This is a genomic window from Sulfurimonas sp., assembly GCF_041583195.1.
In the GTDB taxonomy this organism is placed as follows: Bacteria; Campylobacterota; Campylobacteria; order Campylobacterales; family Sulfurimonadaceae; genus Sulfurimonas.
In genome coordinates this window covers 20,071-43,158 of the sequence record NZ_JBFHGL010000013.1, presented here as the reverse complement: position 1 = coordinate 43,158, position 23,088 = coordinate 20,071, and the positions used below count along the sequence as shown (strand labels likewise).

At 31.9% G+C, this 23,088-nt stretch carries 20 protein-coding genes; 18 read left to right on the top strand and 2 right to left on the bottom strand.

What is annotated here, in order from left to right; all coding sequences use genetic code 11:
- Positions 1-60: 60 nt before the first annotated feature.
- Positions 61-1,875, bottom strand: coding sequence for a glutamine--fructose-6-phosphate transaminase (isomerizing) (gene glmS / locus ABZA65_RS11140; RefSeq protein ID WP_373073648.1), 1,815 nt, complete (start codon positions 1,873-1,875; stop codon positions 61-63).
- A gap of 9 nt (positions 1,876-1,884) precedes the next feature.
- Positions 1,885-4,389, bottom strand: coding sequence for an HD domain-containing protein (locus ABZA65_RS11135; RefSeq protein ID WP_373073646.1), 2,505 nt, complete (start codon positions 4,387-4,389; stop codon positions 1,885-1,887).
- Positions 4,390-4,577: 188 nt separating this feature from the next.
- On the opposite strand from ABZA65_RS11135, the gene ABZA65_RS11130 reads away from it, so the two are divergent.
- The 18 genes from ABZA65_RS11130 (at position 4,578) to cysQ (ending at position 23,064) form a co-directional block, all read left to right on the top strand.
- Positions 4,578-4,871, top strand: a complete 294-nt coding sequence (locus ABZA65_RS11130; protein WP_373073644.1) for a putative quinol monooxygenase — start codon at positions 4,578-4,580, stop codon at positions 4,869-4,871.
- Positions 4,871-6,070, top strand: coding sequence for a methionine adenosyltransferase (gene metK, locus ABZA65_RS11125; RefSeq protein ID WP_373073642.1), 1,200 nt, complete (start codon positions 4,871-4,873; stop codon positions 6,068-6,070). The genes ABZA65_RS11130 and metK overlap by 1 nt, the downstream gene beginning before the upstream one ends.
- 8 nt (positions 6,071-6,078) lie before the next feature.
- Positions 6,079-7,242 (top strand): class II aldolase/adducin family protein, encoded by a 1,164-nt coding sequence (locus ABZA65_RS11120; protein ID WP_373073640.1) that lies wholly within the window; start codon positions 6,079-6,081, stop codon positions 7,240-7,242.
- A gap of 48 nt (positions 7,243-7,290) precedes the next feature.
- Positions 7,291-8,853 (top strand): autoinducer-2 kinase, encoded by a 1,563-nt coding sequence (gene lsrK, locus ABZA65_RS11115; protein ID WP_373073638.1) that lies wholly within the window; start codon positions 7,291-7,293, stop codon positions 8,851-8,853.
- The gene (gene mqnE, locus ABZA65_RS11110; protein ID WP_373073636.1) at positions 8,854-9,888 is read left to right on the top strand and encodes an aminofutalosine synthase MqnE; all 1,035 of its coding nucleotides are present in this window, start codon (positions 8,854-8,856) and stop codon (positions 9,886-9,888) included.
- Positions 9,889-9,981: 93 nt separating this feature from the next.
- Positions 9,982-10,233 (top strand): ComEA family DNA-binding protein, encoded by a 252-nt coding sequence (locus ABZA65_RS11105; protein WP_373073634.1) that lies wholly within the window; start codon positions 9,982-9,984, stop codon positions 10,231-10,233.
- Complete coding sequence (locus ABZA65_RS11100; RefSeq protein WP_373073660.1) at positions 10,230-11,084, top strand: glycosyltransferase family 2 protein; 855 nt, start codon at positions 10,230-10,232, stop codon at positions 11,082-11,084. The genes ABZA65_RS11105 and ABZA65_RS11100 overlap by 4 nt, the downstream gene beginning before the upstream one ends.
- The gene (locus ABZA65_RS11095) at positions 11,071-13,239 is read left to right on the top strand and encodes an STT3 domain-containing protein (RefSeq protein WP_373073632.1); all 2,169 of its coding nucleotides are present in this window, start codon (positions 11,071-11,073) and stop codon (positions 13,237-13,239) included. The genes ABZA65_RS11100 and ABZA65_RS11095 overlap by 14 nt, the downstream gene beginning before the upstream one ends.
- A 148-nt stretch (positions 13,240-13,387) precedes the next feature.
- Entirely contained in the window at positions 13,388-14,593 is a 1,206-nt protein-coding gene (locus ABZA65_RS11090; protein ID WP_373073630.1) for a glucose-6-phosphate isomerase, read from the top strand.
- Positions 14,594-14,735: 142 nt separating this feature from the next.
- Positions 14,736-15,998, top strand: a complete 1,263-nt coding sequence (locus ABZA65_RS11085; RefSeq protein ID WP_373073628.1) for a nucleotide sugar dehydrogenase — start codon at positions 14,736-14,738, stop codon at positions 15,996-15,998.
- Between the two features lie 2 nt (positions 15,999-16,000).
- On the top strand, positions 16,001-16,969 hold the full coding sequence (locus tag ABZA65_RS11080) for a Gfo/Idh/MocA family protein (protein ID WP_373073626.1): 969 nt from the start codon (positions 16,001-16,003) through the stop codon (positions 16,967-16,969).
- Positions 16,970-17,539 (top strand): acyltransferase, encoded by a 570-nt coding sequence (locus ABZA65_RS11075; protein WP_373073624.1) that lies wholly within the window; start codon positions 16,970-16,972, stop codon positions 17,537-17,539.
- The gene (locus ABZA65_RS11070; RefSeq protein ID WP_373073622.1) at positions 17,536-18,624 is read left to right on the top strand and encodes a DegT/DnrJ/EryC1/StrS family aminotransferase; all 1,089 of its coding nucleotides are present in this window, start codon (positions 17,536-17,538) and stop codon (positions 18,622-18,624) included. Before ABZA65_RS11075 ends, ABZA65_RS11070 begins: the two co-directional genes overlap by 4 nt.
- Positions 18,621-19,532, top strand: coding sequence for a sulfate adenylyltransferase subunit CysD (gene cysD, locus ABZA65_RS11065; protein ID WP_373073620.1), 912 nt, complete (start codon positions 18,621-18,623; stop codon positions 19,530-19,532). The genes ABZA65_RS11070 and cysD overlap by 4 nt, the downstream gene beginning before the upstream one ends.
- A complete protein-coding gene (gene cysN, locus ABZA65_RS11060; RefSeq protein ID WP_373073618.1) occupies positions 19,532-20,995 on the top strand; it encodes a sulfate adenylyltransferase subunit CysN in 1,464 nt (487 codons plus the stop codon). Before cysD ends, cysN begins: the two co-directional genes overlap by 1 nt.
- Positions 20,996-21,721, top strand: a complete 726-nt coding sequence (gene cysC, locus ABZA65_RS11055) for an adenylyl-sulfate kinase (protein WP_373073616.1) — start codon at positions 20,996-20,998, stop codon at positions 21,719-21,721. It abuts the gene before it with no gap.
- Positions 21,711-22,316 (top strand): adenylyl-sulfate kinase, encoded by a 606-nt coding sequence (gene cysC, locus ABZA65_RS11050; protein ID WP_373073614.1) that lies wholly within the window; start codon positions 21,711-21,713, stop codon positions 22,314-22,316. The genes cysC (ABZA65_RS11055) and cysC (ABZA65_RS11050) overlap by 11 nt, the downstream gene beginning before the upstream one ends.
- Positions 22,309-23,064 (top strand): 3'(2'),5'-bisphosphate nucleotidase CysQ, encoded by a 756-nt coding sequence (gene cysQ, locus ABZA65_RS11045; protein WP_373073612.1) that lies wholly within the window; start codon positions 22,309-22,311, stop codon positions 23,062-23,064. Before cysC (ABZA65_RS11050) ends, cysQ begins: the two co-directional genes overlap by 8 nt.
- The last annotated feature ends 24 nt before the right edge of the window (positions 23,065-23,088 follow it).

The window sequence follows — 23,088 nt, the reverse complement described above, 5'->3', positions numbered from 1 at the left end:
TGAATTAATTATCATATCTTAATATAATTTAATATATTTTGAAATTGTAAAAATTATCCTTTATTCTACAGTTACACTTTTTGCTAAATTCCTTGGCATATCTACATCGTTACCAAGGCGTATAGAGATCTCCAATGATAGTATTTGAACAACAATCATCATCTCAAAAAATTCCAGCATATAGTCTTTACATTTATTTATTTGTATAAAGTCATCTGCTTTGTCAAACTCTTTTGAAGATATGGCACATATAGTAGAGTCTCTTGCACTTAATTCCTCTACATTACTTTTAGATTTTTCATATAGTAAGTGTTCCGGTAGCAGAGCTATTGTAAAAAGTTCAGGATCAGCAAGTGCTATTGGACCGTGTTTCATTTCACCACTTGGATAACCCTCTGCATGAAGATAGCTGATCTCTTTTAATTTTAAGGCACCCTCTAGTGCAAGTGGATAAAATATATCGCGTCCAATAAAGAAAAAACCATGTCCGTGAAGATAACGTTTAGATAAACGCTTAATTCTTTCATGCATCTCATCATTTACTTTTACACTTGAAGGAACTTCTCGTAATAAGTCTATCTGGTGTTTTATCTCATTTGCACTCATAGAATTTTTTAGTTTCGCTATATATAAACTAAGCATCCAAAATACGGTAACTTGAGTAGCAAATGCTTTTGTAGAAGCTACACCTTTTTCTATGCCTGCACGAGTTAATATACTAGCATTCGCTTCACGCACCATTGAAGAGTTGTCAACATTACAAATAACAAGAGTTTTTAAACCTGCTTTTTTTGCCATTTTAAGTGTTTCAAGTGTATCTGCAGTTTCACCGCTTTGAGAGATTACTACAAAAAGAGTGTTTTGATTCATGATTGGCTGGCGGTATCTAAATTCACTAGCGATCTCAACAGAACATCTTATTTTTGAATAGCGCTCAAACATATATGAAGCTGTTAAAGCAGCATGGTATGATGTACCGCAGGCACATAGTTTGATCTCTTCAATCCCATCAAAAAGATTTTGATCTAATTCTTCAAATATGATTTCGTCGTCATTTAAGCGCCCAAGCAGAGTATCTGCTATAACATCACTTTGCTCATAAATTTCTTTTTCCATAAAGAAGCGGTAACCGTCTTTTTGAGCTGATAATTTATCTGAATTTAGGGTTGTAAAGTTCGGCTTTTTCTCTTTACCATCCATATCATAAATTTTAATATCATCTTTGCTGACATAACCATAGTCACCGTCTTCAAAGTAGTTGACTTCACGAGCCAAACCTATTAAAGGGGAATCTGACGATGCAAAAAACTTTTCATTTTTATCATTGATTCCAACTAGCATTGGAGATCCGTGCTTTGCAAAAAATATAGTATCAGGACGTGATTTTGTTACTATTAAAGTTGCATATGCACCTTCTAATTCACTAATTGTTTTTGAGAATGCTTCAAATTCATTAGAAGCTGTTTGTAGATTTTTTTCAAACTGATGAACTATAACTTCTGTATCTGTCTGACTTAAAAAATTTACTCCGCTTTGAACTAACTCTTTTTTTAGTTCAGAATAGTTCTCAATTATACCGTTGTGAACTACATATGAACTCTCACCTAAGTGCGGATGTGCATTTATTTCAGTCGGTTTACCGTGTGTAGCCCAGCGTGTATGACCGATTCCAACTGCAAATTTATCTGTTATAAAATCTTTTGTTTTCTCTTCTAAGTTTACTAGTTTTCCGACAGCTTTGTAGTTAGAAAATTCACCGTCTTGTAAAACAGCTATACCTGCTGAATCATATCCACGGTATTCTAGTTCTTTTAAACCATTAAGAAGTATCTCTTTTGTATTATCTTTTCCTAGGTATCCAACAATTCCACACATATATTTACCTTATTTTGTTAGCAGATCATAAATTTTTTCGACATTATTACATATATTATTTTGTTTACTCATTAAAAAGCTATCTCTTACTTTGTATTTTGTTGAGTGTATTTTTGCACTTGCTATATTTATGCCTAGTTTTTCAAATGCATCCATCATATATGCAAGTAGTCCAATTTGGTTTTTTGTATTTATATTCAGCTCTGCATGTGCGAGTGAATGATCACAGTCTATCGTGATCTCTTCTTTCTTAATTTCAATATTTTTATTCTCGACAACTCTGTCCATATCAAAAGCAGCTTCTATAATCTCTTCAACGTCCATTAGTTCAGCACCGTATACATTTTTCTTAAATTCAATTCTGAAGTATTTTATATCATCAAAAAGTGTAAGAATCTCCATTGTTCCAACATCTAAATGACTAAGAGTTGAGAGTAAAAAACCTATATTTAGTGGTACTTTTCTATAAATCTCTATAATTAAAGATTTCTCATTATCTGCAAAGTATTGGAATTCTTTAGTTTCTTTTGCTTTTTTTGCAATTTTTATAATCTCTTGAGGAGAGTGTTTAAAGAAAAACAGATTACTCTCAATCGTAAGGATTTTTTTCTGAAAAGTTTTTGGAAGAAGTTTAAATTCTTCAAGGTTTTTAACACGTTTTTCTATAATAAGACGTCTTTTAGCATCTGTAATTCGATCGGAGTTTTGTGATACTTCTAGTGCATTAACATATAATTCATATAATAATTTAGAGTAAAAAGATGTGTATATATCTTTACCAACACCGTTTATGTCTGCATATGTTAATATGTATAGTAGCTTTAGGTTTTTTTCATCTATAACGTTAGACATAAATTTATATAATGTTTTTTCATTATGTATATTTTCTTTAAAAGCTACACCACTCATATGTACATGATGTTTAACTAAAACAATAGCTCTTTTTTGTAACTCTTCAGACAGGTCTAGTTTTTTTATGTATGGTGCTACTAATTTTGCACCGACTTCGCTATGATCTTGTTTCCTTCCTTTACCAGTATCGTGAAATAAAACAACGACTTTTAAAAGCAGCTTTTCATCATCACTAAGTTCATCATGTAAATTTTTTATAAAAGGCTCTTTTATATTCTCAAGTGCTTCTACACACTTTATAGAATGTATATCTACCGGGTAATGGTGATAACCGTCAAACTGTGGTAGAAACATAACTTTTTTAAAGTTATGAAATAGTTTATGCAATACTCCAGAGTCATAAAAAAGTTTTAAAAAGCAGTAAATATTATTTTTTTGTAAAAGTCGTTTTATTAGTTTATGTGTTGATGGTTTTAGAGGAGATGTTATATTCGTGTATGTAAATTGTTTTAAAAAACCTGCATCAAAATTATATGGTTTGTCTTCTAAGTTTACAAGTATCTCTAAAAGTTCATCTATTGAGAGGTTTTTAAGATTAAATGATGCGTATATTCTATTTTCCAGTAAATATATACCTTTTTGAATTCTATTGTGTCTAAATTTTGTTATATATGCTTGTTTCTCTATATATGGGCGCACCATTTTTTTGACAAATATTTGTGTAAAGTTACTAATACGCCATTGAGCTTCAAGTATCTTTGATACAAGTTTTTGTTCATTTTTAAATCCGAGAATTTTGGCAGCTTCAGGCATAATCTGAAGCTGTAGCCTGTCTTCTTGTTTACCGCTTATAATATGTAGTGCACTTCTTAATCTAAATAGCAGCTCTAAAGCTATACGGTACTCCTTATACTCATCATCTGAGAAAACTTCTCCACAGAGATCTCTTAATGAGTCTACACCGAAAATGGTCTGTGCTACCCAAAATATAAGGTTAGAATCTCTAAGCCCACCTACACTCTCTTTAATGTTTGGTTGCATAGAAGTAGGATATTTTTTTCTTCTTAGTTGAGACTCTTCAACTTTTTGTAATATGAATTCTTTTTGTTTATATAAACGGATTTTGTTTAATTCTCTTTGCGTAGCATGCCAAGTAAAGCTTGAACCTGTAATAAATCTTGCTTCCATTAAAGATGTACGGATAGTAATATCTTCTTGACTTGCGTGAAAGAGGTCACTGACTTCATGTACACGGTGACCTAGTTTAAGTCCTGAATCAAGGGCTAGATAAAAAAGTTTTTCTATTATCTGTTTAGAGTTATAACCCTCTATTTCATGATAAACGATCAAAAGATCTATATCACTATGTACACATAATTGTTCGCGTCCATAACTACCTAAGGCTACTACACTGATTGGAATAGAATTCCTCATAGGAAGATAGTTTCCAAATGTACGACGAAGAATAGTGTTATACATCAATTTTATTATAGAATCTAGTTGTTTAGTATGTTTTACTAAAAAATCTTTACCCTGATTAGACTTAAAAAGTTCAGGCAGAGAAGTTTTATACTCTTTTATGTATTCTTTAAAAAGCTTGCTAAGTTCAAAGTCGCTACCATTTTGTTCTATAACATCTTCTATCTGTAATTTAATATCCAAGCAGTTATTCCTTCATTATCTTCATAAGACATTATAATGTAAATGGATTAATTTGATATAATCCCATAGATTAAATTATAAACAATAATAGAAAGAAAGAGAGTAGTGACAATTTTTTCTTTTTTCCGGCAATATTTTTGAAAATTATGCTCGTTAAAAAGATTGTCACTACATTGAGGTAAACCTAAATGACTATTACAAAAAGAGTAACTTTTATAGCAAAAGATGACGATGCAAGTATCGAAATGATGAAAGAGCTTTTAAGCGCCATGGTAAAGCCAAGTAAAGCTGAGGATGGATGTATATTTTATGAAATATTTCAATATCAAAACAATCCTAGAAAATTTATGGCTTATGAGAGTTGGCGTGATGAAGCTGCTTTAGATGGTCATAAAGCAAGTTCACATTATGCAGTTTATAAATCTTCGTATGAGCCGTATTGTGAGAAAAAATATACAGATGAATTGGAGGTTTTAGGATAATGTATCTATTTACAAGTGAGGTAGTAAGCCCAGGTCATCCGGATAAATGTGCAGATATTATTGCAGACAGTATAGTTGACAGACTGATCATAGAAGATCCAAAAAGCAGAGTTGCGAGCGAAGTTTTTGTAGCAGGTAAACATGTTATTATAGGTGGTGAAGTAACGTCAAATGCAAATGTAAGTGAAGCTGAATATGTACAGATAGTAAAAGATGCACTTGCAGGTATTGGCTATGATGGTAAGAGTGCTTTTACAAAAGAACAGTGTCTGCATCCTGATGATGTTAAAGTTCAAGTACTTTTAAATAGACAATCTCCAGATATCAATCAGGGTGTTGATCAAGAAGACGGTGAAGTTGGAGCAGGGGATCAGGGAATTATGTTTGGTTATGCTTCAAGTGAGACGGCAGATTATATGCCTGCAGCTATAACTTATGCAAGAATGTTAAGTGACAAAGTCTATCACTATGCACTAAAACACAACCATAAACTAGGCGTTGATATAAAAACTCAGGTAACTCTTGATTATGGTACAAAGGAAAACTTTGAAAACTGTAATCCTCAGTCTATCCATACAATAGTTGTATCGGCTCCATCAAACGAAGATATGGATATAGTAGAGGTTAGAGAACTTCTTCAGGGTCTAATCGATGACACTGGACTTCCAACTGACCTATACCATCCTGAAAAAACTATAATACACTTAAATCCAACAGGACGCTATGTAAATCACTCATCTTTACATGATAGTGGTTTAACTGGTAGAAAACTTATTGTTGATAGCTTTGGTGGATATGCACCAATTGGTGGTGGTGCTCAGAGTTCAAAAGATTATACAAAAGTTGACAGAAGTGGACTTTATGCTGCTAGATGGTTAGCTAAGCATATTGTAGCAAGCGGTTACGCTAAAAAATGTAATGTTCAGATCTCTTATGCTATTGGTGTTGCAAGACCTACATCTGTTTCTGTAGATACGTACGGTACTGTAGTTGAAGGTCTTAATGATGATAAATTATCAGAATTTGTAAGTGAAAACTTTTCTTTAACACCTAATTGGATTACGGATAAATTTGGACTAGATCATCCAAGCGAAGAAAACTTTTTATATGCAGATGTAGCAGCCCGCGGTCAAGTTGGTCAAAGTGATTATCCATGGGAAAAACTAGATGCTATGGATATTTTTGCCAAGTTAAAATAAGGTTACAGATGAAAAACCTTTGGAGTGACGAGGAAGCTAAAAACTATAAAACAGATCTGGAGCTTCGCGTGTATACATCTAACCTTTTAGGCAGGAGTGATGAGCTTGTACTTCACGGAGGTGGAAATACCTCTGTAAAAACTGTTCTAGACGGTGAAGAGATCTTACTTGTAAAAGGTTCAGGTTGGGATCTTCTAAGTATAAAAGCTGAAGGTTTTGCACCTGTTAAAATGTCTACACTTTTAGAGATGGCAAAGTTGGAGAAGCTTAGCGATTCAGATATGGTTAGTGGACAAAAAGCTGCTATGATAGATAAAACTGCTCCAAACCCATCTGTTGAAGCTATCTTGCATGCACTTATCCCATACAAAGTGGTTGATCACACTCATGCGGATGCTGTTGTAACTATTTCAAACTCAAAAACAGGACTGGATAATATTAAAAAAGTTTACCCGAACTTTTTGATAGTACCATATGTAATGCCTGGATTTATTTTAGCTCGCACAATTTATGAAATGACAAAAGGTTTGGATTGGGATACAATTGAAGGGATCATATTACATAACCACGGAATATTTACATTTGATGACGATGCTAAAAGATCTTATGATAAGATGATCGATGCAGTGACTTGCGCTGAAGAGTTTTTAGAAGAGAATGCAAAGTTAGAACTTATATCAAAAACTCCTGTTGAATTTAATATAGATCAGTTAAAAGAAAAAGTCGGTGCCGAGTTTATAAATGTAAACCAGTCTGATCTTGCACTTACTTATGCTTCACAAGATGATTTAAGAAGTAAAGTTACTCGCGGAGTTTTAACGCCTGAACATATCATAAGAACAAAACGTCATCCTTTAGTTTTGGAGGATGAAAATATCGCTACGGCTTTAGATAGTTATAAATCTGAATATAAAAAATATTTTGAAAAATTTTCTAAAGATGAGATCATGCTTGATGCAAATCCAAAATATGCAGTTATTAAAGGTTTTGGAATTGTAAGTTTTGGCAAGACTCAAAAAGAAGCTGATGTGATCAATGATGTTATAGAACATACAATGACGGCAGTACTACGCGCTGATAAGCTTGGCGGGTATGAGAGTATCTCTCTAAAAGATAGTTTCGAGATGGAATACTGGGAACTAGAACAAGCAAAACTAGCGAAAGCGGTTTGACTTTGTCAAAAGTTTCTTTAGTAAAATTGAAAAAGTAAAAGAGGTTATATGTCTTACTTGATGGCTATAGATGCAGGAACAGGAAGTATTAGAAGTGTTATCTTTGATACAAAAGGTAATCAAATATCAGTTTCTCAAAAAGAGTGGACACATTTAGAAGAAGATGGTGTTTCAAACTCTATGAGTTTTGATTTTGAGAAAAACTGGCTTCTTACATGCGATGTTATCAAAGATTCAATACAAAAAGCTGACATAGAACCCGAACATATTTTAGCCCTAAGTGCAACTAGTATGCGTGAGGGGATTGTACTTTATGATAAATACGGTAACGAGTTATGGGGAGTAGCGAACGTAGATGCAAGGGCTTGCGTAGAAGTCAAATATCTAAAAGAGTTAGAAGAGGGCATAGAGGAAGATTTTTATGCAACAAGCGGTCAGACATTTGCCCTTGGTGCATTACCTAGAATACTTTGGCTAAAAAATAACAAACCTGAACTTTATGAAAAAGTAGCTCACATGTCTATGATCGGTGATTGGGTACTGGCAAAACTTAGCGGTGAGATAGCAAGCGATCCAAGTAATGGCGGAACTACTGGTATATTTAATTTAAAGACGCGTGACTGGGAAAAGTCTATGGCTACGAAAGTCGGCATTAAAGATGATATTTTTGTGCCTTGTTATGAGGTAGGTACAATTATAGGAAATGTTATAGAGACAGCATCTGAAGAGACAACTCTATCGACAAATACAAAGGTTGTAATGGGTGGAGGAGATGTTCAACTCGGTTCTGCCGGGCTTGGAGTTGTAAAAGAGAATCAAGTTGCAATTTTGGGCGGTAGTTTTTGGCAACAGGTTGTAAATATTAAAAATGATGTAATGCCTCCAAAAGATATGTCTATACGTGTAAACCCTCATGTAGTATCAGGATTAAATCAAGCAGAGGGGATCACTTTTTTCAGCGGACTTGTTATGAGATGGTTTCGTGATGCATTTTGCGAGTTAGAGAAACTTGAAGCCAAAGATATGGGTATTGATACTTATGAGCTTTTAGAGAAAAAAGCTGCGTCTGTTCCAGTTGGCGCATATGGAATACTTCCGATTTTTTCAGATAGTATGAAATACGGTAAATGGTACCATGCATCCCCAAGTTTTTTAAATTTAGGACTCGATGAGTCAAAATACAACCGTGCATCTATGTTTAAGTCCTTACAGGAAAATGCCGCTATTGTAAGTGCTATAAATTTGGAAAATATTAAAGAGTTCTCAAACGTAGAGTTTGACGAGGTTGTTTTTGCAGGCGGAGCAAGTAAGGGTGAATTATGGAGTCAGACTTTAGCTGATGTACTGGGTAAAAAAGTTAAAATTCCAAAAGTAAGAGAAGCTACGGCACTTGGAGCTGCAATGAGTGCAGGTGTTGGAGCAGGGGTATACACAAGTATAGTAGATGCAGCCGAGACTTTGGTTGAATGGGAAAAAACATACGAGCCAAATATGGATAACTATGAAAAATATCAAGAGATTAAGAAAAAGTGGATTTGGGCTTATGAGACCCAACTGAATTTAGTAGATGAAAATATTACAACTTCAATGTGGAAGGCACCGGGATTATAAATGAGTAGAATAAATTATGAAGAGGCATTAAGCCTATATGAGAAAGACCTGTTTGAATTAGGTGAGATGGCAGATAAAATTCGTAAAGAAAAACACGGCAAAAAGACGTACTTTAATATAAACCGTCATATAAACCCTACAAATATATGTGCAGATATATGTAAGTTTTGTGCATATTCGGCAAATAGAAAAAATCCAAATCCATATACTATGACACATGAAGAGATCTTGGATATTGTTGCAGATATTGATAAACGTGGAGCGAAAGAAGTTCATATAGTGTCCGCTCATAATCCCGATACGGGACTTGACTGGTATCTGAGTATTTTAAAAAAAATTAAAGATAAATACCCGCATATACATGTAAAAGCTCTAACGGCTGCTGAGGTTGACTTCTTGGCAAGGCATTACAACAAAACATATGATGAGATACTTGATCTAATGGTAGAAAACGGTGTTGATTCTATGCCGGGCGGCGGTGCCGAGATCTTTGATGAAAAGGTTAGGGATTATATATGTAAAGGTAAAGTTACATCTGATCAGTGGTTGGAGATTCATGAAAAATGGCATAAACGCGGAAAAATGAGTAACGTTACTATGCTGTTTGGGCATGTAGAAGAGCGTAAACATAGAATTGATCATATGATGCGTATACGCGAGCTTCAAGATAAAACTGGCGGTTTTAATGCATTCATTCCCCTTGTATATCAAACTGAGAATAATTACCTAAATATAAAAGAAGCGATCACTGCAAATGAGATTTTAAAGACAATGGCAATCTCACGTATAGTTTTAGATAATGTTCCAAATCTAAAAGCTTACTGGGTTACATCAACCGTAAATCTAGCTCTTGTAGCTCAGGAGTTTGGTGCAAATGACTTAGATGGTACGATTGAGAAAGAGTCAATAAACTCTGCAGCTGGTGCAAAGAGTGCTAACGGAGTTGATCTGGAGGAGTTTGTAGGACTTATTAAGAACTCAGGGTTTATACCGGTTGAGCGTGACAGTGTGTATAATGAAATTAAAGTTTGGTGAAATAATCACATTTAACAAAATATGTTTAATTTAATATGAAATTAAATATCAAGATAGTACCATGAGATTTAAATTTATTTTTAAAGGTTGTATATGAAGATAGTTATTTCATTAATCATGGTTCTTAGTTCATTGTTTGCAAGTGTAGATATTAATAATGCTGATCTTAAATCTTTTGCTGCCCTCAAAGGTGTTGGAAGCAAAAAAGCGGAAGCTATCATAGCTTATAGAGATGCAAACGGTTGTTTTGAGAGTATAGAAGCTCTTGCAAAAGTAAAAGGAATAGGTGCTAAAACTATTCAAAGAAATCAAGACAACTTAGTTTTAGGTAAGTGTAAAAAATAATTGAAAAGGGGATAATTATAGAAATTTCAGTCGTTATCCCCACTTACAACAGATATGCTTTTTTAAAAAGAGCAATATTATCGGTACTTTCTCAAACCTATCCTCCAAAAGAGATTATTGTAGTCGATGACGGCTCACAAGATGAAACTTCAGAAATTAAAAAAGACTTTCCTCAAATAAAATATATATATCAAAAAAACAGCGGAGTGTCTTCTGCAAGAAACTTAGGTATTAAACAAGCAAAAAGTGATTGGATAGCTTTTTTAGACTCAGATGATGAGTGGCGTGTAGATAAGCTGGCAAAGCAGGTGGAATTTCATAAAAATAATTTTGATATCTTAATGAGTTATACGGATGAACTTTGGACAAGAGATGAAAAAGAGGTGAAAGTACCGAAAAAATTTCAAAAATATGGTGGTGATATTTTTGAAAAATCACTCGGGTATTGTAATATAGCACCATCTTCAGTACTAGTACACAAGAAGATATTTATAAATATAGGGTCATTTGACGAAGGTTTAGAAGTTTGTGAGGATTATGATCTATGGCTTAGGATTTCCCTTAAAAATAAAATAGGTCTAGTTGATGAAAAACTGATAGTAAAATATGCTGGTCATGATGATCAGCTTAGTTTTAAACATTGGGGAATGGATAGGTTTAGGGTAGTTGCTCTTGAAAAAATATTAAAGTCAAAAGACCTTAGTTTAATCGCATTAAAAAAAGAATTGGTACTAAAAGAACTTATTAAAAAGTATACGTTGCTGTTAAAAGGTGCTATTAAATATGATAGAATATCCGATATAAAAAAATATGAAATAAAATTAAAAGAATTAGAAAATGAACTTAACTAAAGAAACAAAATTAACACTTATTTATATAATAATTGCATTTTTATTCTCAGTTGGTATGAGAATGATTTGGATTTACCAGTTTAGCGGTTATGAGCAATTTATGTTCAACGGTCAGTTTATGATAAATACTAATGATGGGTATTATTTTGCAGAGGGTGCTAGAGACATTTTGTCTGGGACATCTACAAACCCAAGTGCAGAAGACTTTTATGATAAATTTCATCAGTTAAATGATAGGTCCCCAGTTAGTTTTGCATTATCACAACTTACTGCACTTTTTGCATATATACTTCCATTCTCTTTTGAGAGTATTATTCTTTATATGCCTGTATTTTTAAGTTCACTTATTGTAGTACCTATAGTTTTGATTGCAAAAAATCTTAAAAATCTTGAAGTGGGTTTAATAGCAGCACTTTTATCATCAATCGCATGGAGTTATTATAACCGTACAATGGTTGGATATTATGATACAGATATGCTAAATATTGTAATACCAACTTTTTTACTTTGGTCAATTATTTGGGCTGTGAATACAAATGAGAATAAATATCTTTTAATAACCGCACTAGATATTCTAGTTTATCGCTGGTGGTATCCACAAAGTTATGCTTTAGAATTTGCTTTCTTTGGTCTAATTCTTTTTTATACATTAGTTTGGGATAGAAAAAATTTATATAACTATAAATTACTTACTATTATGATGTTCGCTATGTTAAATATAGATGGTTTCATAAGACTCCCAATAGTACTTTTTGTATTTTATATATTTAAACAAGAAAAGTTTGATAAGTATATTTACTATATCTTATGGATATCCATATTAGCATTCTTTATAACAGGTGGTTTAAATCCAATTTGGAATAAACTGCAACCATATGTTTTTGGAAATGTAGTTGATAAAACAGATGAAGGATTAGGGTTACACTTTTATGCTGTAATGCAAACTGTTCGTGAAGCTGGGAGGATACCATTTGAAATTTTTGCTAACCGTATAAGTGGACATACTATAACATTTTTATTATCACTGATTGGTTATTTATGGCTAGTATATAAACATCGTATAATGTTATTAGCACTTCCTATGTTAGGACTCGGTTTCTTAGCATACGTTGGTGGTCTTAGGTTTACTATATATGCAGTGCCAATTTTAGCTTTAGGGATAGCTTTTTTAATAACTGAAAGTTTAAAATATATAACAAATAAAAAAAGTGTGAAAAAATTATCAACTATTATACTGACAATTGTCATCTTAATACCAAATATTAGTCATATAATATCCTATAAGGTCCCAACTGTATTTAAAAAAGATGAAGTTAAAGTTTTAGATGAATTTAAAAATATTGTAAATAAAGAAGACTATGTAATATCTTGGTGGGATTATAGTTATGCTATAAGATATTATTCAGATGCTAAAACTCTTACAGATGGAGGTAAACATAGTGGTAAGGTTAATTTTCCAGTAAGTTATATATTAACAAACCCGCAGGAAGAAGCCGCAAAAATGGCAAGACTTGATGTTGAATATACAGAAAAAGCATTTGAGTTTAGAAAAAATAATATAGAAGCTATAAAAAATAAAGAGATAAAAGTTTTTTCAAATATAGAACAAATGACAAAAGATTATGGATTTGATAATACAAATGATTTTTTACTTTCTCTTCATACGGATATAAAGTTACCTAAAAAAACTAGAGATATATATTTTTATATACCATATAGGATGTTGGACATATACTCAACAGTAAAAGTATTTTCAAATATTGATTTAATGAGTGGAGATGAGTTTGAACGTCCATTTTTTTATTTATCACGACAATTTAACAGTAAGAATAATTTTGTAAATCTTGGAAATAACGTATTATTAGATTTAAATTCAAATACAATACAAATAGGAACTAAAAAACAGCCTATAAAACGCTTTAGTGTTACAGGATATACCAAAAATGGAAAACTGGATGTTCAAGAGAGGCTTTTAAATTTTACATCTACTCTGAGTGTTATATATATGAAAAGTTACAATACATTTTTAGTACTAGATGAACAAACTTATAACTCGTTATATATTCAGATGATGGTACTTGAAAAATATGATGATGAGCTTTTCGAAAAGGTATTATTAACACCACTTGTTAAGGTATATAGATTGAAAATATAGTCTTTTAAAGTTTTTAATTTTAGATAGTGAGATTATATTATATAATAATGAAGTAAGTACACATAAAGTGTACTTATTTCATTAAAGTGCAATTGAAAGAGTTGAGGTTTTCTAAATAAGAAGATTTAAGTTTTTAAAAGAGAGAGAAATGAATTACACAAATAACTACAATCCAACTATTTCAGACGAAGAGGTGTTTGAGAGTATTAATCAAGAACGTGAACATATAGGTTACTATAACCTTGTGCATCAAGATACAACTCTTTTTAAAGAGTATGTAAAAACTGTAAAACAAAAAGATATAGTTGTGATAGGTATAGGTGGAAGTACACTTGGAACTTATGCTATATATAAGTTCTTAAAGTACTCTAAAAAGTTGAGCAAAAAACTTCATTTTTTAGAGAGTACGGATCCTATTGAGTTGCTCTCAAAAATAGACCATATAGATTTGAATGATGCTTTATTTATAGTGATCTCAAAAAGTGGAACTACGGTTGAGACGATCTCTATATGGAAATATATAAACTCTCTTGTAAAATGCGATGCTTCAAATACTGTCATAGTTACTGAAGATGATTCAAAATTGCATACGTATGCTATAGCAAATAACATGAAAACTTTTGATATACCTAAAAATGTAGGTGGACGTTTCTCTGTTTTTTCCGCTGTTGGATTATTGCCGTTAGCTATTGTCGGTTTGGATATTGATGAGTTACTAAAGGGTGCAAAAGAGGTTAATGAGTCTTTTTTTAGTAAATCAAAATTTTATGAGAGAATTTTAAAAAAAGCAAGATTCTTCGCAGAGTATAAAAATAGTTTTAATATAAATGTAGTTTTTTCATACTCGTCACGCTTAGAGGGTTTTAACAAATGGTATATCCAACTTTGGGGAGAAAGTTTAGGTAAAATAGATATAAATTCAACCAAACAAGGTTTAACTCCTGTTGGAATTATAGGGCCAATTGATCAACACTCTTTTTTACAGCTTATTATGGAAGGTAGACGCGATAAAACAGTGACTGTTGTAAAAGTTGAAGACTTTCATAATGAAGCTCAGATCCCTGGTGTTAGACTAAAAGGTTTAGAAGAACTAAGTTACCTTGAAAATCTTAACTTTTCATATCTTATAAACGAACAAGCTGATGCTACTATACAAGCACTAAACGATCTAAATGACATACCGTGTGATGTAATAAGTTTAGATGGAGTAGATGAGAGTTGTATAGCATCACTTATGTATGAATATGAACTGTTAACTTCTGTTGTTGCAAAATTTTTGTATATAAATGCATATGATCAGCCTGGTGTCGAAGCTGGAAAGATTATACTTAAAACGAAACTAAAAAAAGATTAATAAGATTAAGTAAAATGTGTTTCAGTAGGTGTTAATACGTTAAATAGTAGAATTCTTGAAAAATACACCTGTTTATATTTTCTGATAAACGGGCACCTTGAAATAGTTTTTATGTATAAATTATTTTATAATGAGGAATATAATGGACAAAATATGCGTGATAGGTTTGGGTTATGTGGGATTACCACTAGCACATGCATTTAGTGAAAAATATGAAGTAATTGGTTTCGATATAGCTCAGTGGAGGATAGATGAATTAAAAGGTGGATATGATAGAACTTTAGAACTTTCTGAAAATCAAGTAAAAGAAGCTCTGACAAACGGAATGAAATTTTCTTTAAATATTGATGATATTAAAGATTGTAATATTTTCATTATAACAGTTCCGACACCAATAGATGAAAATAAAAGACCACTTTTAACTCCATTAATTAAAGCAAGCGAAACAGTTGGAAAAGTACTTAAAAAAGATGATATTGTAATTTATGAATCAACTGTATACCCTGGTGCCACAGAAGAAGAATGTGTACCTGTATTAGAAAACGTATCAGGTCTTAAGTTTAATGAAGATTTTTATTGTGGATATTCACCGGAGAGAATTAATCCAGGTGATAAAGAGCACACAGTTACCAAAATACTTAAAGTAACTTCTGGTTCTACTCCCGAGATTGGTAAAAAAGTTGATGATTTATATAAGTCTATTATTTCTGCAGGGACACATTTAGCTCCAACAATGAAAGTTGCAGAAGCTGCTAAAGTTATTGAAAATACTCAAAGAGATGTAAATATAGCATTTGTCAATGAATTAGCATTAATTTTCAATAAACTTAAAATTGATACAAATGATGTCTTAGAAGCAGCTGGCACAAAATGGAATTTTTTAAAGTTTAAACCAGGTTTAGTTGGTGGTCACTGTATAGGTGTTGATCCATATTATTTAGCTCATAAAGCTCAGGAAGTTGGTTATAATCCAGAAGTAATATTAGCTGGTCGTAGACTTAATGATAATATGGGTATTTATGTGGCAAATCAAGTTATAAAACTTATGATAAAAAATGGATATAAAGTTGATGGTGCAAAAGTATTAGTAATGGGTATTACTTTCAAAGAAAATTGTCCTGATATTAGAAATAGTAGAGTAATAGATATAATAAAAGAGTTACAAGAATTTGGTTGTGACATTGATGTTTATGATCCTTGGGCTGATCAAAAAGAGGTTTTTGAAGAATATGGTATTAAACTTTTAGAAAACCTAGAGAGAAAAACATATGCTACTACAGTTGTAGCAGTTTCTCATGATGAATTTAAAACAATAGATTTAGATACTATTAAAAATGGAAGTGAAGCAATAATATATGATTTAAAATCTGTATATGATATAGAAAAAGTAAACGGGAGATTATAGGAATGCCAAACAGTAAGAATTTTGCACTAATAGGTGCTAGTGGATATATAGCACCAAGACATATGAAAGCTATAAAAGAGACTGGAAATAATTTAGTAGCTGCTCTTGATCCATATGATGGAATTGGAATTATGGACTCTCATTTCCCACAAGCTTCTTTTTTTACAGAATTTGAAAGGTTTGATAGGTTTGTAGATAAATGGCATAGAGATGGAAATAAAAAAATAGAATATGTTGGTATAACTACACCAAACTATTTACATGATGCACATATACGTTTTGCATTAAAAAGTGGAGCCGATGCTATTTGTGAAAAACCTTTAGTATTAAATCCCCATAATATAGATCAACTAAAGATCATAGAAAACGAAACGGGTAAAAAAGTATATAATATTTTACAGCTTCGTTTACATCCTTCTATCATAGCTTTAAAAGAAAAAGTAACTAAAGAATTAGAAAAGAATCCTAATAAAATTTACGATATAGATCTAACGTATCTTACTTCACGCGGAAAATGGTATTTTGTTTCATGGAAAGGAAATGAAGCAAAAAGTGGTGGCATCGCTTCAAATATTGGTGTTCACTTTTATGATATGTTATGTTGGATTTTTGGTGACGTAGAAGAAAATATTGTACATCTAAAAATACCAGAAGCAAATGCAGGAAGTTTCAAATTAAAAAATGCAAATGTTAGATGGTTTTTAAGTGTAAACTATGACTATATACCTGAAGAAGTAAAAGAAAGAGGTTTAACTACTTATCGCTCAATAACTGTAGATGGTGAAGAGATAGAATTTAGTGGTGGTTTTACGGATTTACATACAAGAAGTTACGAAGAAATTTTGGCAGGAAATGGTTTTGGATTGGATGAAGCGTACGGTTCTATAAGGACTGTATCAACGATAAGAAACTCTGATGCTATAGGTATGAAAGGTGATTACCATCCATTTGTAAAAAAGGTAATTGTTTAAATGTCTGAATACTTCGCACATGAATCATCATATATAGATGATAAAGTGAATGTAGGAGAAGGTACTAAAATATGGCATTTTTCGCACGTATTGAGTGGAACCAATATAGGTAAGAATTGTTCCTTTGGGCAAAATTGTGTAGTTGGACCAAATGTAAATATTGGTAATGGTGTTAAAGTACAAAACAATATATCAATTTATGAAGGTGTAGAGGTAGAAGATGATGTGTTCTTAGGCCCTTCTATGGTTTTTACTAATGTTATTAATCCAAGATCTTTTATTGTTCGTAAAGAAGAATTTAAAAAAACATTACTCAAAAAAGGATGTTCAATTGGGGCAAATGCAACTATAGTGTGTGGTACTAAAATAGGTGAATATGCTTTAATTGGTAGTGGTGCAGTTATAAATAAAGATGTTAAACCTTATGCATTAATGGTAGGTGTACCTGCTAAACAAATAGGCTGGGTAGGTATCTCGGGTAATACTCTAGAATTTGTTGATGATAAAGCTGAAGATGAATATGCTTTTTATAAATTAGAGAATGATAATTTAAAGGTTACTAATAAATGAAGATAGATTTTGCAAAACTTCAAGATCAATATCAGTTATATAAAAAAGAGATTGACGAAGCTATACAATCTGTATTAGATAAATCAAATTTTATAATGGGCGAAGAGATTAGCCAGCTTGAAGAATCATTACAACATTTCACAGGAGCAAAGTATGCTATAACATGTAGTAGTGGTACAGACGCATTACTACTTGCTATGATGGCACTAGATATAAGTTCTGGTGATGAAGTTATAACTACTCCATTTACATTTATAGCTACTGCTGAAACAGTAGCTTTCTTAGGTGCAAAACCTGTATTTGTTGATATAGATGAAAAAACATATAATATTGATGCAACAAAAATAGAAGCTGCGATAACAGATAAAACTAAAGCAATTGTACCTGTATCACTTTATGGACAGCCAGCAGATATGGAAGTAATTCAATCTATAGCGGATAAATATAACTTAAAAGTTATTATAGATGGTGCCCAAAGTTTTGGAAGTACTTTTAATGGTAAAACAGATAGTGCATTAGGTGATATATCTACAACCTCTTTTTTCCCAGCTAAACCACTTGGATGCTTTGGTGATGGTGGAGCTGTGTTTACTGATGATGAAGAAATTGCTATCAAAATGAAACAATTAAGAGTTCATGGACAAAATAAAAGATATCATCATAAGTATATCGGTATGGGAGGAAGACTTGATACTATTCAAGCTGCAATTTTAAATGTAAAACTGAAGTACTATGAAAAAGATCTAAAGTTAAGACAAGAAGTTGCAAAAAAGTATACAAAATCTTTAAGTGCAAAAAATTTAGTTTTACCATTTGTAGATAATAAAGCTACTTCTGCATGGGCACAATACTCTGTAAGAGTAAAAAATAGATCGAGTTTACAAGATAAACTTAAAGAGGTTGGAATACCAACTGCCGTACATTATCCAATACCATTACATTTACAAGAGTGTTTTAAATATTTAGGTTATAAAAAAGGTGATTTTCCTATATCTGAGATAGTCTCTACAGAAATAATGAGCTTGCCTATGAATCCATATATTTCTGATGACGAAATTAATTATATTGAAAAGGAATTAATTTGATAGATAAGAAAAAGCTAACACATTTAAAGCAACTTGAAGCAGAATCTATGCATATTATGCGCGAAGTGATAGCAGAGTTTCAAAATCCTGCTATGCTTTATAGTGTTGGTAAAGATTCTTCTGTAATGCTTCACTTACTCCAAAAAGCATTTTATCCAGCACCACCACCATTACCGCTTGTACATGTTGATACAAAATGGAAATTTAAAGAGATGATAGAGTTTCGCGATCGTAGAGCAAAAGAAGTTGGAATGGAGCTAATTGTTTATTCAAATCCTAAGGGTGAAGAGATGGATATATCTCCATTTAAACATGGTTCAGCTCTTCATACTGATGTTATGAAAACAGAAGGTCTTAAGCAAATGCTTGATATTCAAAAATTTGATGCTGTTTTTGGAGGAGCTAGACGTGATGAAGAGAAATCTCGTGCAAAAGAGCGTATATATTCTTTTCGTGATGAAAATCATAGATGGGATCCTAAAAACCAGAGACCGGAACTTTGGAATATATATAATGGCAGACACACTAAAGGTGAGTCAATTCGTGTATTTCCATTAAGTAACTGGACAGAACTTGATATTTGGCAATATATTTACTTAGAATCAATACCTATTCCAGATCTTTACTTTTCAAAAAAGCGTCCGGTTGTTGAATATATGGGTACGAAGATACTTGTAGATGATGAGCGTATGCCTAAAGAACTAGCTGATACTGCAAAAATGGAAAATGTAAGATTTAGAACACTTGGATGCTACCCATTAACTGGAGCTGTGAATTCTGAAGCTTCAACACTTCCTGAGATTATTCAAGAGATGCTAGTATGTACAACAAGTGAAAGACAAGGAAGGCTTATCGATAGTGATGGTGATGCATCAATGGAGAAGAAAAAACAAGAGGGGTACTTTTAATGGCTCATCAGTCAGATTTAATAGCAACAGATATAGAAAAGTATCTTCGTGAACATGAAAATAAAGAAATTCTTAGATTCATTACTTGTGGTAGTGTAGATGATGGTAAAAGTACTTTAATTGGTAGATTACTTTATGATTCAAAGATGATTTTTGAAGATCAGTTAGCTTCAATTGAAAAAGATTCAAAAAAATCTGGGACAACAGGTGATAAGATTGATTTGGCACTTTTAGTTGATGGGTTGGCATCTGAAAGAGAACAAGGTATTACGATAGATGTTGCCTATAGATTTTTCTCAACTGAAAAGCGTAAATTTATTATTGCCGATACTCCTGGACATGAGCAGTACACTAGAAATATGGCTACAGGTGCTTCCACTGCAGATGTAGCTATAATACTTATAGATGCTAGACAAGGTGTTTTAACACAGACAAAGCGTCACTCTTATATATCTTCACTTCTAGGTATAAAAAATATCATTGTTGCGATTAATAAAATGGATTTGGTAGATTTTTCTAAGGAAAGATTTGAAGAGATCAAAAAAGAGTATGAAGAAGTTATTCCAAATTTACCACATAATAAAGATATAAGATTTACATACATCCCTATATCTGCTTTGGATGGTGATAATATAGTAAGTATATCTGAAAAGTCTTCCTGGTATGAGGGAAAACCTTTAATGGAACTATTAGATACTATTGAAGTAAATAAAAAAGAGAATAATCACTTCAGACTTCCGGTTCAGTATGTAAATCGACCACATTTAAATTTCAGAGGTTTTTGTGGGACAATAGCTAGTGGCGAGATAAATGTAGGTGATGAGATAACTGTATTACCTTCAAGAAAAACTTCTAAAGTAAAATCTATAGTATCCAATGATGTTAAAGAACTTCGTCCAAAAACTAAAGACGAAGAAGTAGAATCAATTGATAGTGCATTCGCACCTATGGCAACTACATTAACACTTGAAGATGAGATAGATATCTCTCGTGGAGATATGATTGTTAAAAGTTTAGATATACCTGCTGTGTCAAATAAATTTTCAGTTATGATAGTTTGGATGAGTGAAGAACCTATGAAGTTAAATTCAAATTACATTATAAAAAGAGCTACTTCGGTAATAAACGGAGCTTTTAAATCTGTAGAGTATAAAAAAGATGTAAACACTTTTGAAGAGTTAGATGCAAACTCATTAGAGCTTAATGATATTGCAAAATGTACACTAAGTTTAGATAGAAAAATAGCAGTAGACCCATACAATGACAACAGATACACTGGAAGTTTTATAATTATAGATAGATATACAAACAATACTGTTGGTGCTGGTATGATAAGCTCATCAATAATAAATGATTCTATGGACGATGAAATAAATGCAAGAGAATATACAGAAGCTGAAAAAGAATTAAATGCTTACATAAGAAAAAATTTCCCAGAATGGGATTGTAAGGCTATTTCTTAAATGTATAAAGATACTAACAAACGTTCAATAGTTAAAGGTATAAGCTGGAGGATTTTTGCTACAACAACTACGGTTATAATAGTATATATATTTTTTGGAAGGCTTGATTTAGCTATAGCAGCAGGTGTGCTTGAAACAGTAGCTAAAGTTGGACTTTACTGGGCACATGAGAGAGCTTGGGTTAAAATCAGATGGGGAAGAAAAAAAATAGAACCATTTAATTTATGGTTTACAGGATTACCTTTAAGTGGAAAAACTACTATTGCTGATTCTGTATTTAAAGAATTAAAGAAATTAGATATTCCATTAGAACGTTTAGACTCTAAAGATATAAGGGATCTAGTTCCAGGAGTTGGATTTACTAGAGAAGATAGAAATAGGCATATGCATAGAATAGGCCATTTAATAAAAACATTACAAAATAATTCAGTTTCCACAGTTGCATCTTTTGTAAGTCCATATAGAGAGTCTCGTAAAGCAATCCGTGAAATGGTTAAAAATAATGTTGTAGTATATGTAAAAACAGATATTGAAACTTGTAAAGCACGTGATTATAAAGGTGTATATGAAAAAGCTATTAGCGGTGAATTGAAAAACTTTTCAGGTATAAACGATGTATATGAAGAACCACAACATGCAGAAGTAATCATAAATACTGACGAAAAAAGTGTTGAAGAAGCTACAGTAGAAATAGTAAAATATATAAAGAAGAAGTATGTCAGATAATCAACATATAGTGTGGCATGAACATCATGTGTCAAAAGAAGAAAGATCTAAAATGAAGAATCAAAAATCTTGTATATTATGGTTTTCAGGGCTTAGTGGGAGTGGTAAGTCAACTATTGCAAATGCAGTTGAGAGTAAACTTTTAGAACTGAACAAGCATACATATCTATTAGATGGTGATAATATTCGCATGGGATTAAATAAAGGTCTTTCTTTTTCAGATGAAGATAGAATAGAAAATATTCGTCGAATAGGAGAAGTTGCAAAGCTTTTTGTGGATAGTGGCACTATTGTTTTAAGTGCATTTATTTCACCATTTAAAGAGGATAGAAATAGTGTCCGTAAGTTAGTTGAAAATGGAGAATTTATAGAAGTATTTATAGATACTCCCATTGAAGTATGTGAAAAACGAGATCCTAAAGGTCTATATGAAAAAGCAAGAAATGGTGAAATACCAAACTTTACAGGTATAAGTTCACCATATGAAGTTCCTGAAACAGCTGAAATAGTTATTCAAAATGATGGAATAAGTATAGAAGATGCTTCAACTATGGTAATTGAATATCTTAAAAATCATGGATATTTAAATGCTTGAAAAAATTAATATTGAAGATATTAAAAAATTAGCTTTAGAAGCAGGAGAAGCTATACTTAAAATATATAAGAAAGATTTCAATGTTGATTATAAAGATGATAAATCACCATTAACAGAAGCTGATTTAAAATCAAATGAAATAATATGTTCTAAACTAAATGAGCTTTATCCAAATATTCCAATTATGTCTGAGGAAAATAAACAAGTAGAGTATGTTTTAAGAAAAAATTGGGAATATTACTGGTGTGTAGACCCAATAGACGGGACAAAAGAGTTTATTAAAAAAAATGATGAGTTTACTGTTAATATTGCATTGATACATCATGATACACCAGTATTAGGCGTGGTTTATGCTCCGGCTTTAGGTGATATGTATAGTGCTAAGAGTGAATATGGTTCTTTTAAAAATGGAAAAAAACTTCCATTATATGTTAATAATAAAGCAAATGAAAAACTAACTGTAGTAGCATCTAAGTCACACCTTTCAAATGAAACAAAAGATTTTATTAACTCTTTAGATGCTAAAGAGATTGAACAGGTATCAAAAGGAAGCAGCCTAAAACTTTGTATGGTTGCAGAAGGTATAGCTGATATATATCCAAGACTTGCACCTACTATGGAATGGGATACTGCAGCAGCAGATGCAATAGTGAGAGAAGCCGGAAAAATGACTTATCAGTTTGGATTAAATCAACCAATTGTTTATAATAAAGAAAGTTTACTAAATCCTTGGTTTATAGTACAATAGCAAAATGATTTTAATGGAAATAGT

What these genes read in the sequence shown, in the direction of transcription:
- ABZA65_RS11120 (WP_373073640.1), top strand. Translation starts at nt 6,079, where the DNA reads ATGAAAAACCTTTGGAGTGACGAGGAAGCTAAAAACTATAAAACAGAT.
- glmS (WP_373073648.1), bottom strand. Translation starts at nt 1,875, where the DNA reads ATGTGTGGAATTGTTGGATACCTAGGAAAAGATAATACAAAAGAGATA.
- ABZA65_RS11080 (WP_373073626.1), top strand. Translation starts at nt 16,001, where the DNA reads ATGCCAAACAGTAAGAATTTTGCACTAATAGGTGCTAGTGGATATATA.
- ABZA65_RS11130 (WP_373073644.1), top strand. Translation starts at nt 4,578, where the DNA reads ATGACTATTACAAAAAGAGTAACTTTTATAGCAAAAGATGACGATGCA.
- ABZA65_RS11105 (WP_373073634.1), top strand. Translation starts at nt 9,982, where the DNA reads ATGAAGATAGTTATTTCATTAATCATGGTTCTTAGTTCATTGTTTGCA.
- ABZA65_RS11085 (WP_373073628.1), top strand. Translation starts at nt 14,736, where the DNA reads ATGGACAAAATATGCGTGATAGGTTTGGGTTATGTGGGATTACCACTA.
- ABZA65_RS11075 (WP_373073624.1), top strand. Translation starts at nt 16,970, where the DNA reads ATGTCTGAATACTTCGCACATGAATCATCATATATAGATGATAAAGTG.
- ABZA65_RS11095 (WP_373073632.1), top strand. Translation starts at nt 11,071, where the DNA reads ATGAACTTAACTAAAGAAACAAAATTAACACTTATTTATATAATAATT.
- cysC (WP_373073614.1), top strand. Translation starts at nt 21,711, where the DNA reads ATGTCAGATAATCAACATATAGTGTGGCATGAACATCATGTGTCAAAA.
- cysQ (WP_373073612.1), top strand. Translation starts at nt 22,309, where the DNA reads ATGCTTGAAAAAATTAATATTGAAGATATTAAAAAATTAGCTTTAGAA.
- mqnE (WP_373073636.1), top strand. Translation starts at nt 8,854, where the DNA reads ATGAGTAGAATAAATTATGAAGAGGCATTAAGCCTATATGAGAAAGAC.
- metK (WP_373073642.1), top strand. Translation starts at nt 4,871, where the DNA reads ATGTATCTATTTACAAGTGAGGTAGTAAGCCCAGGTCATCCGGATAAA.
- cysN (WP_373073618.1), top strand. Translation starts at nt 19,532, where the DNA reads ATGGCTCATCAGTCAGATTTAATAGCAACAGATATAGAAAAGTATCTT.
- cysC (WP_373073616.1), top strand. Translation starts at nt 20,996, where the DNA reads ATGTATAAAGATACTAACAAACGTTCAATAGTTAAAGGTATAAGCTGG.
- lsrK (WP_373073638.1), top strand. Translation starts at nt 7,291, where the DNA reads ATGTCTTACTTGATGGCTATAGATGCAGGAACAGGAAGTATTAGAAGT.
- ABZA65_RS11070 (WP_373073622.1), top strand. Translation starts at nt 17,536, where the DNA reads ATGAAGATAGATTTTGCAAAACTTCAAGATCAATATCAGTTATATAAA.
- ABZA65_RS11090 (WP_373073630.1), top strand. Translation starts at nt 13,388, where the DNA reads ATGAATTACACAAATAACTACAATCCAACTATTTCAGACGAAGAGGTG.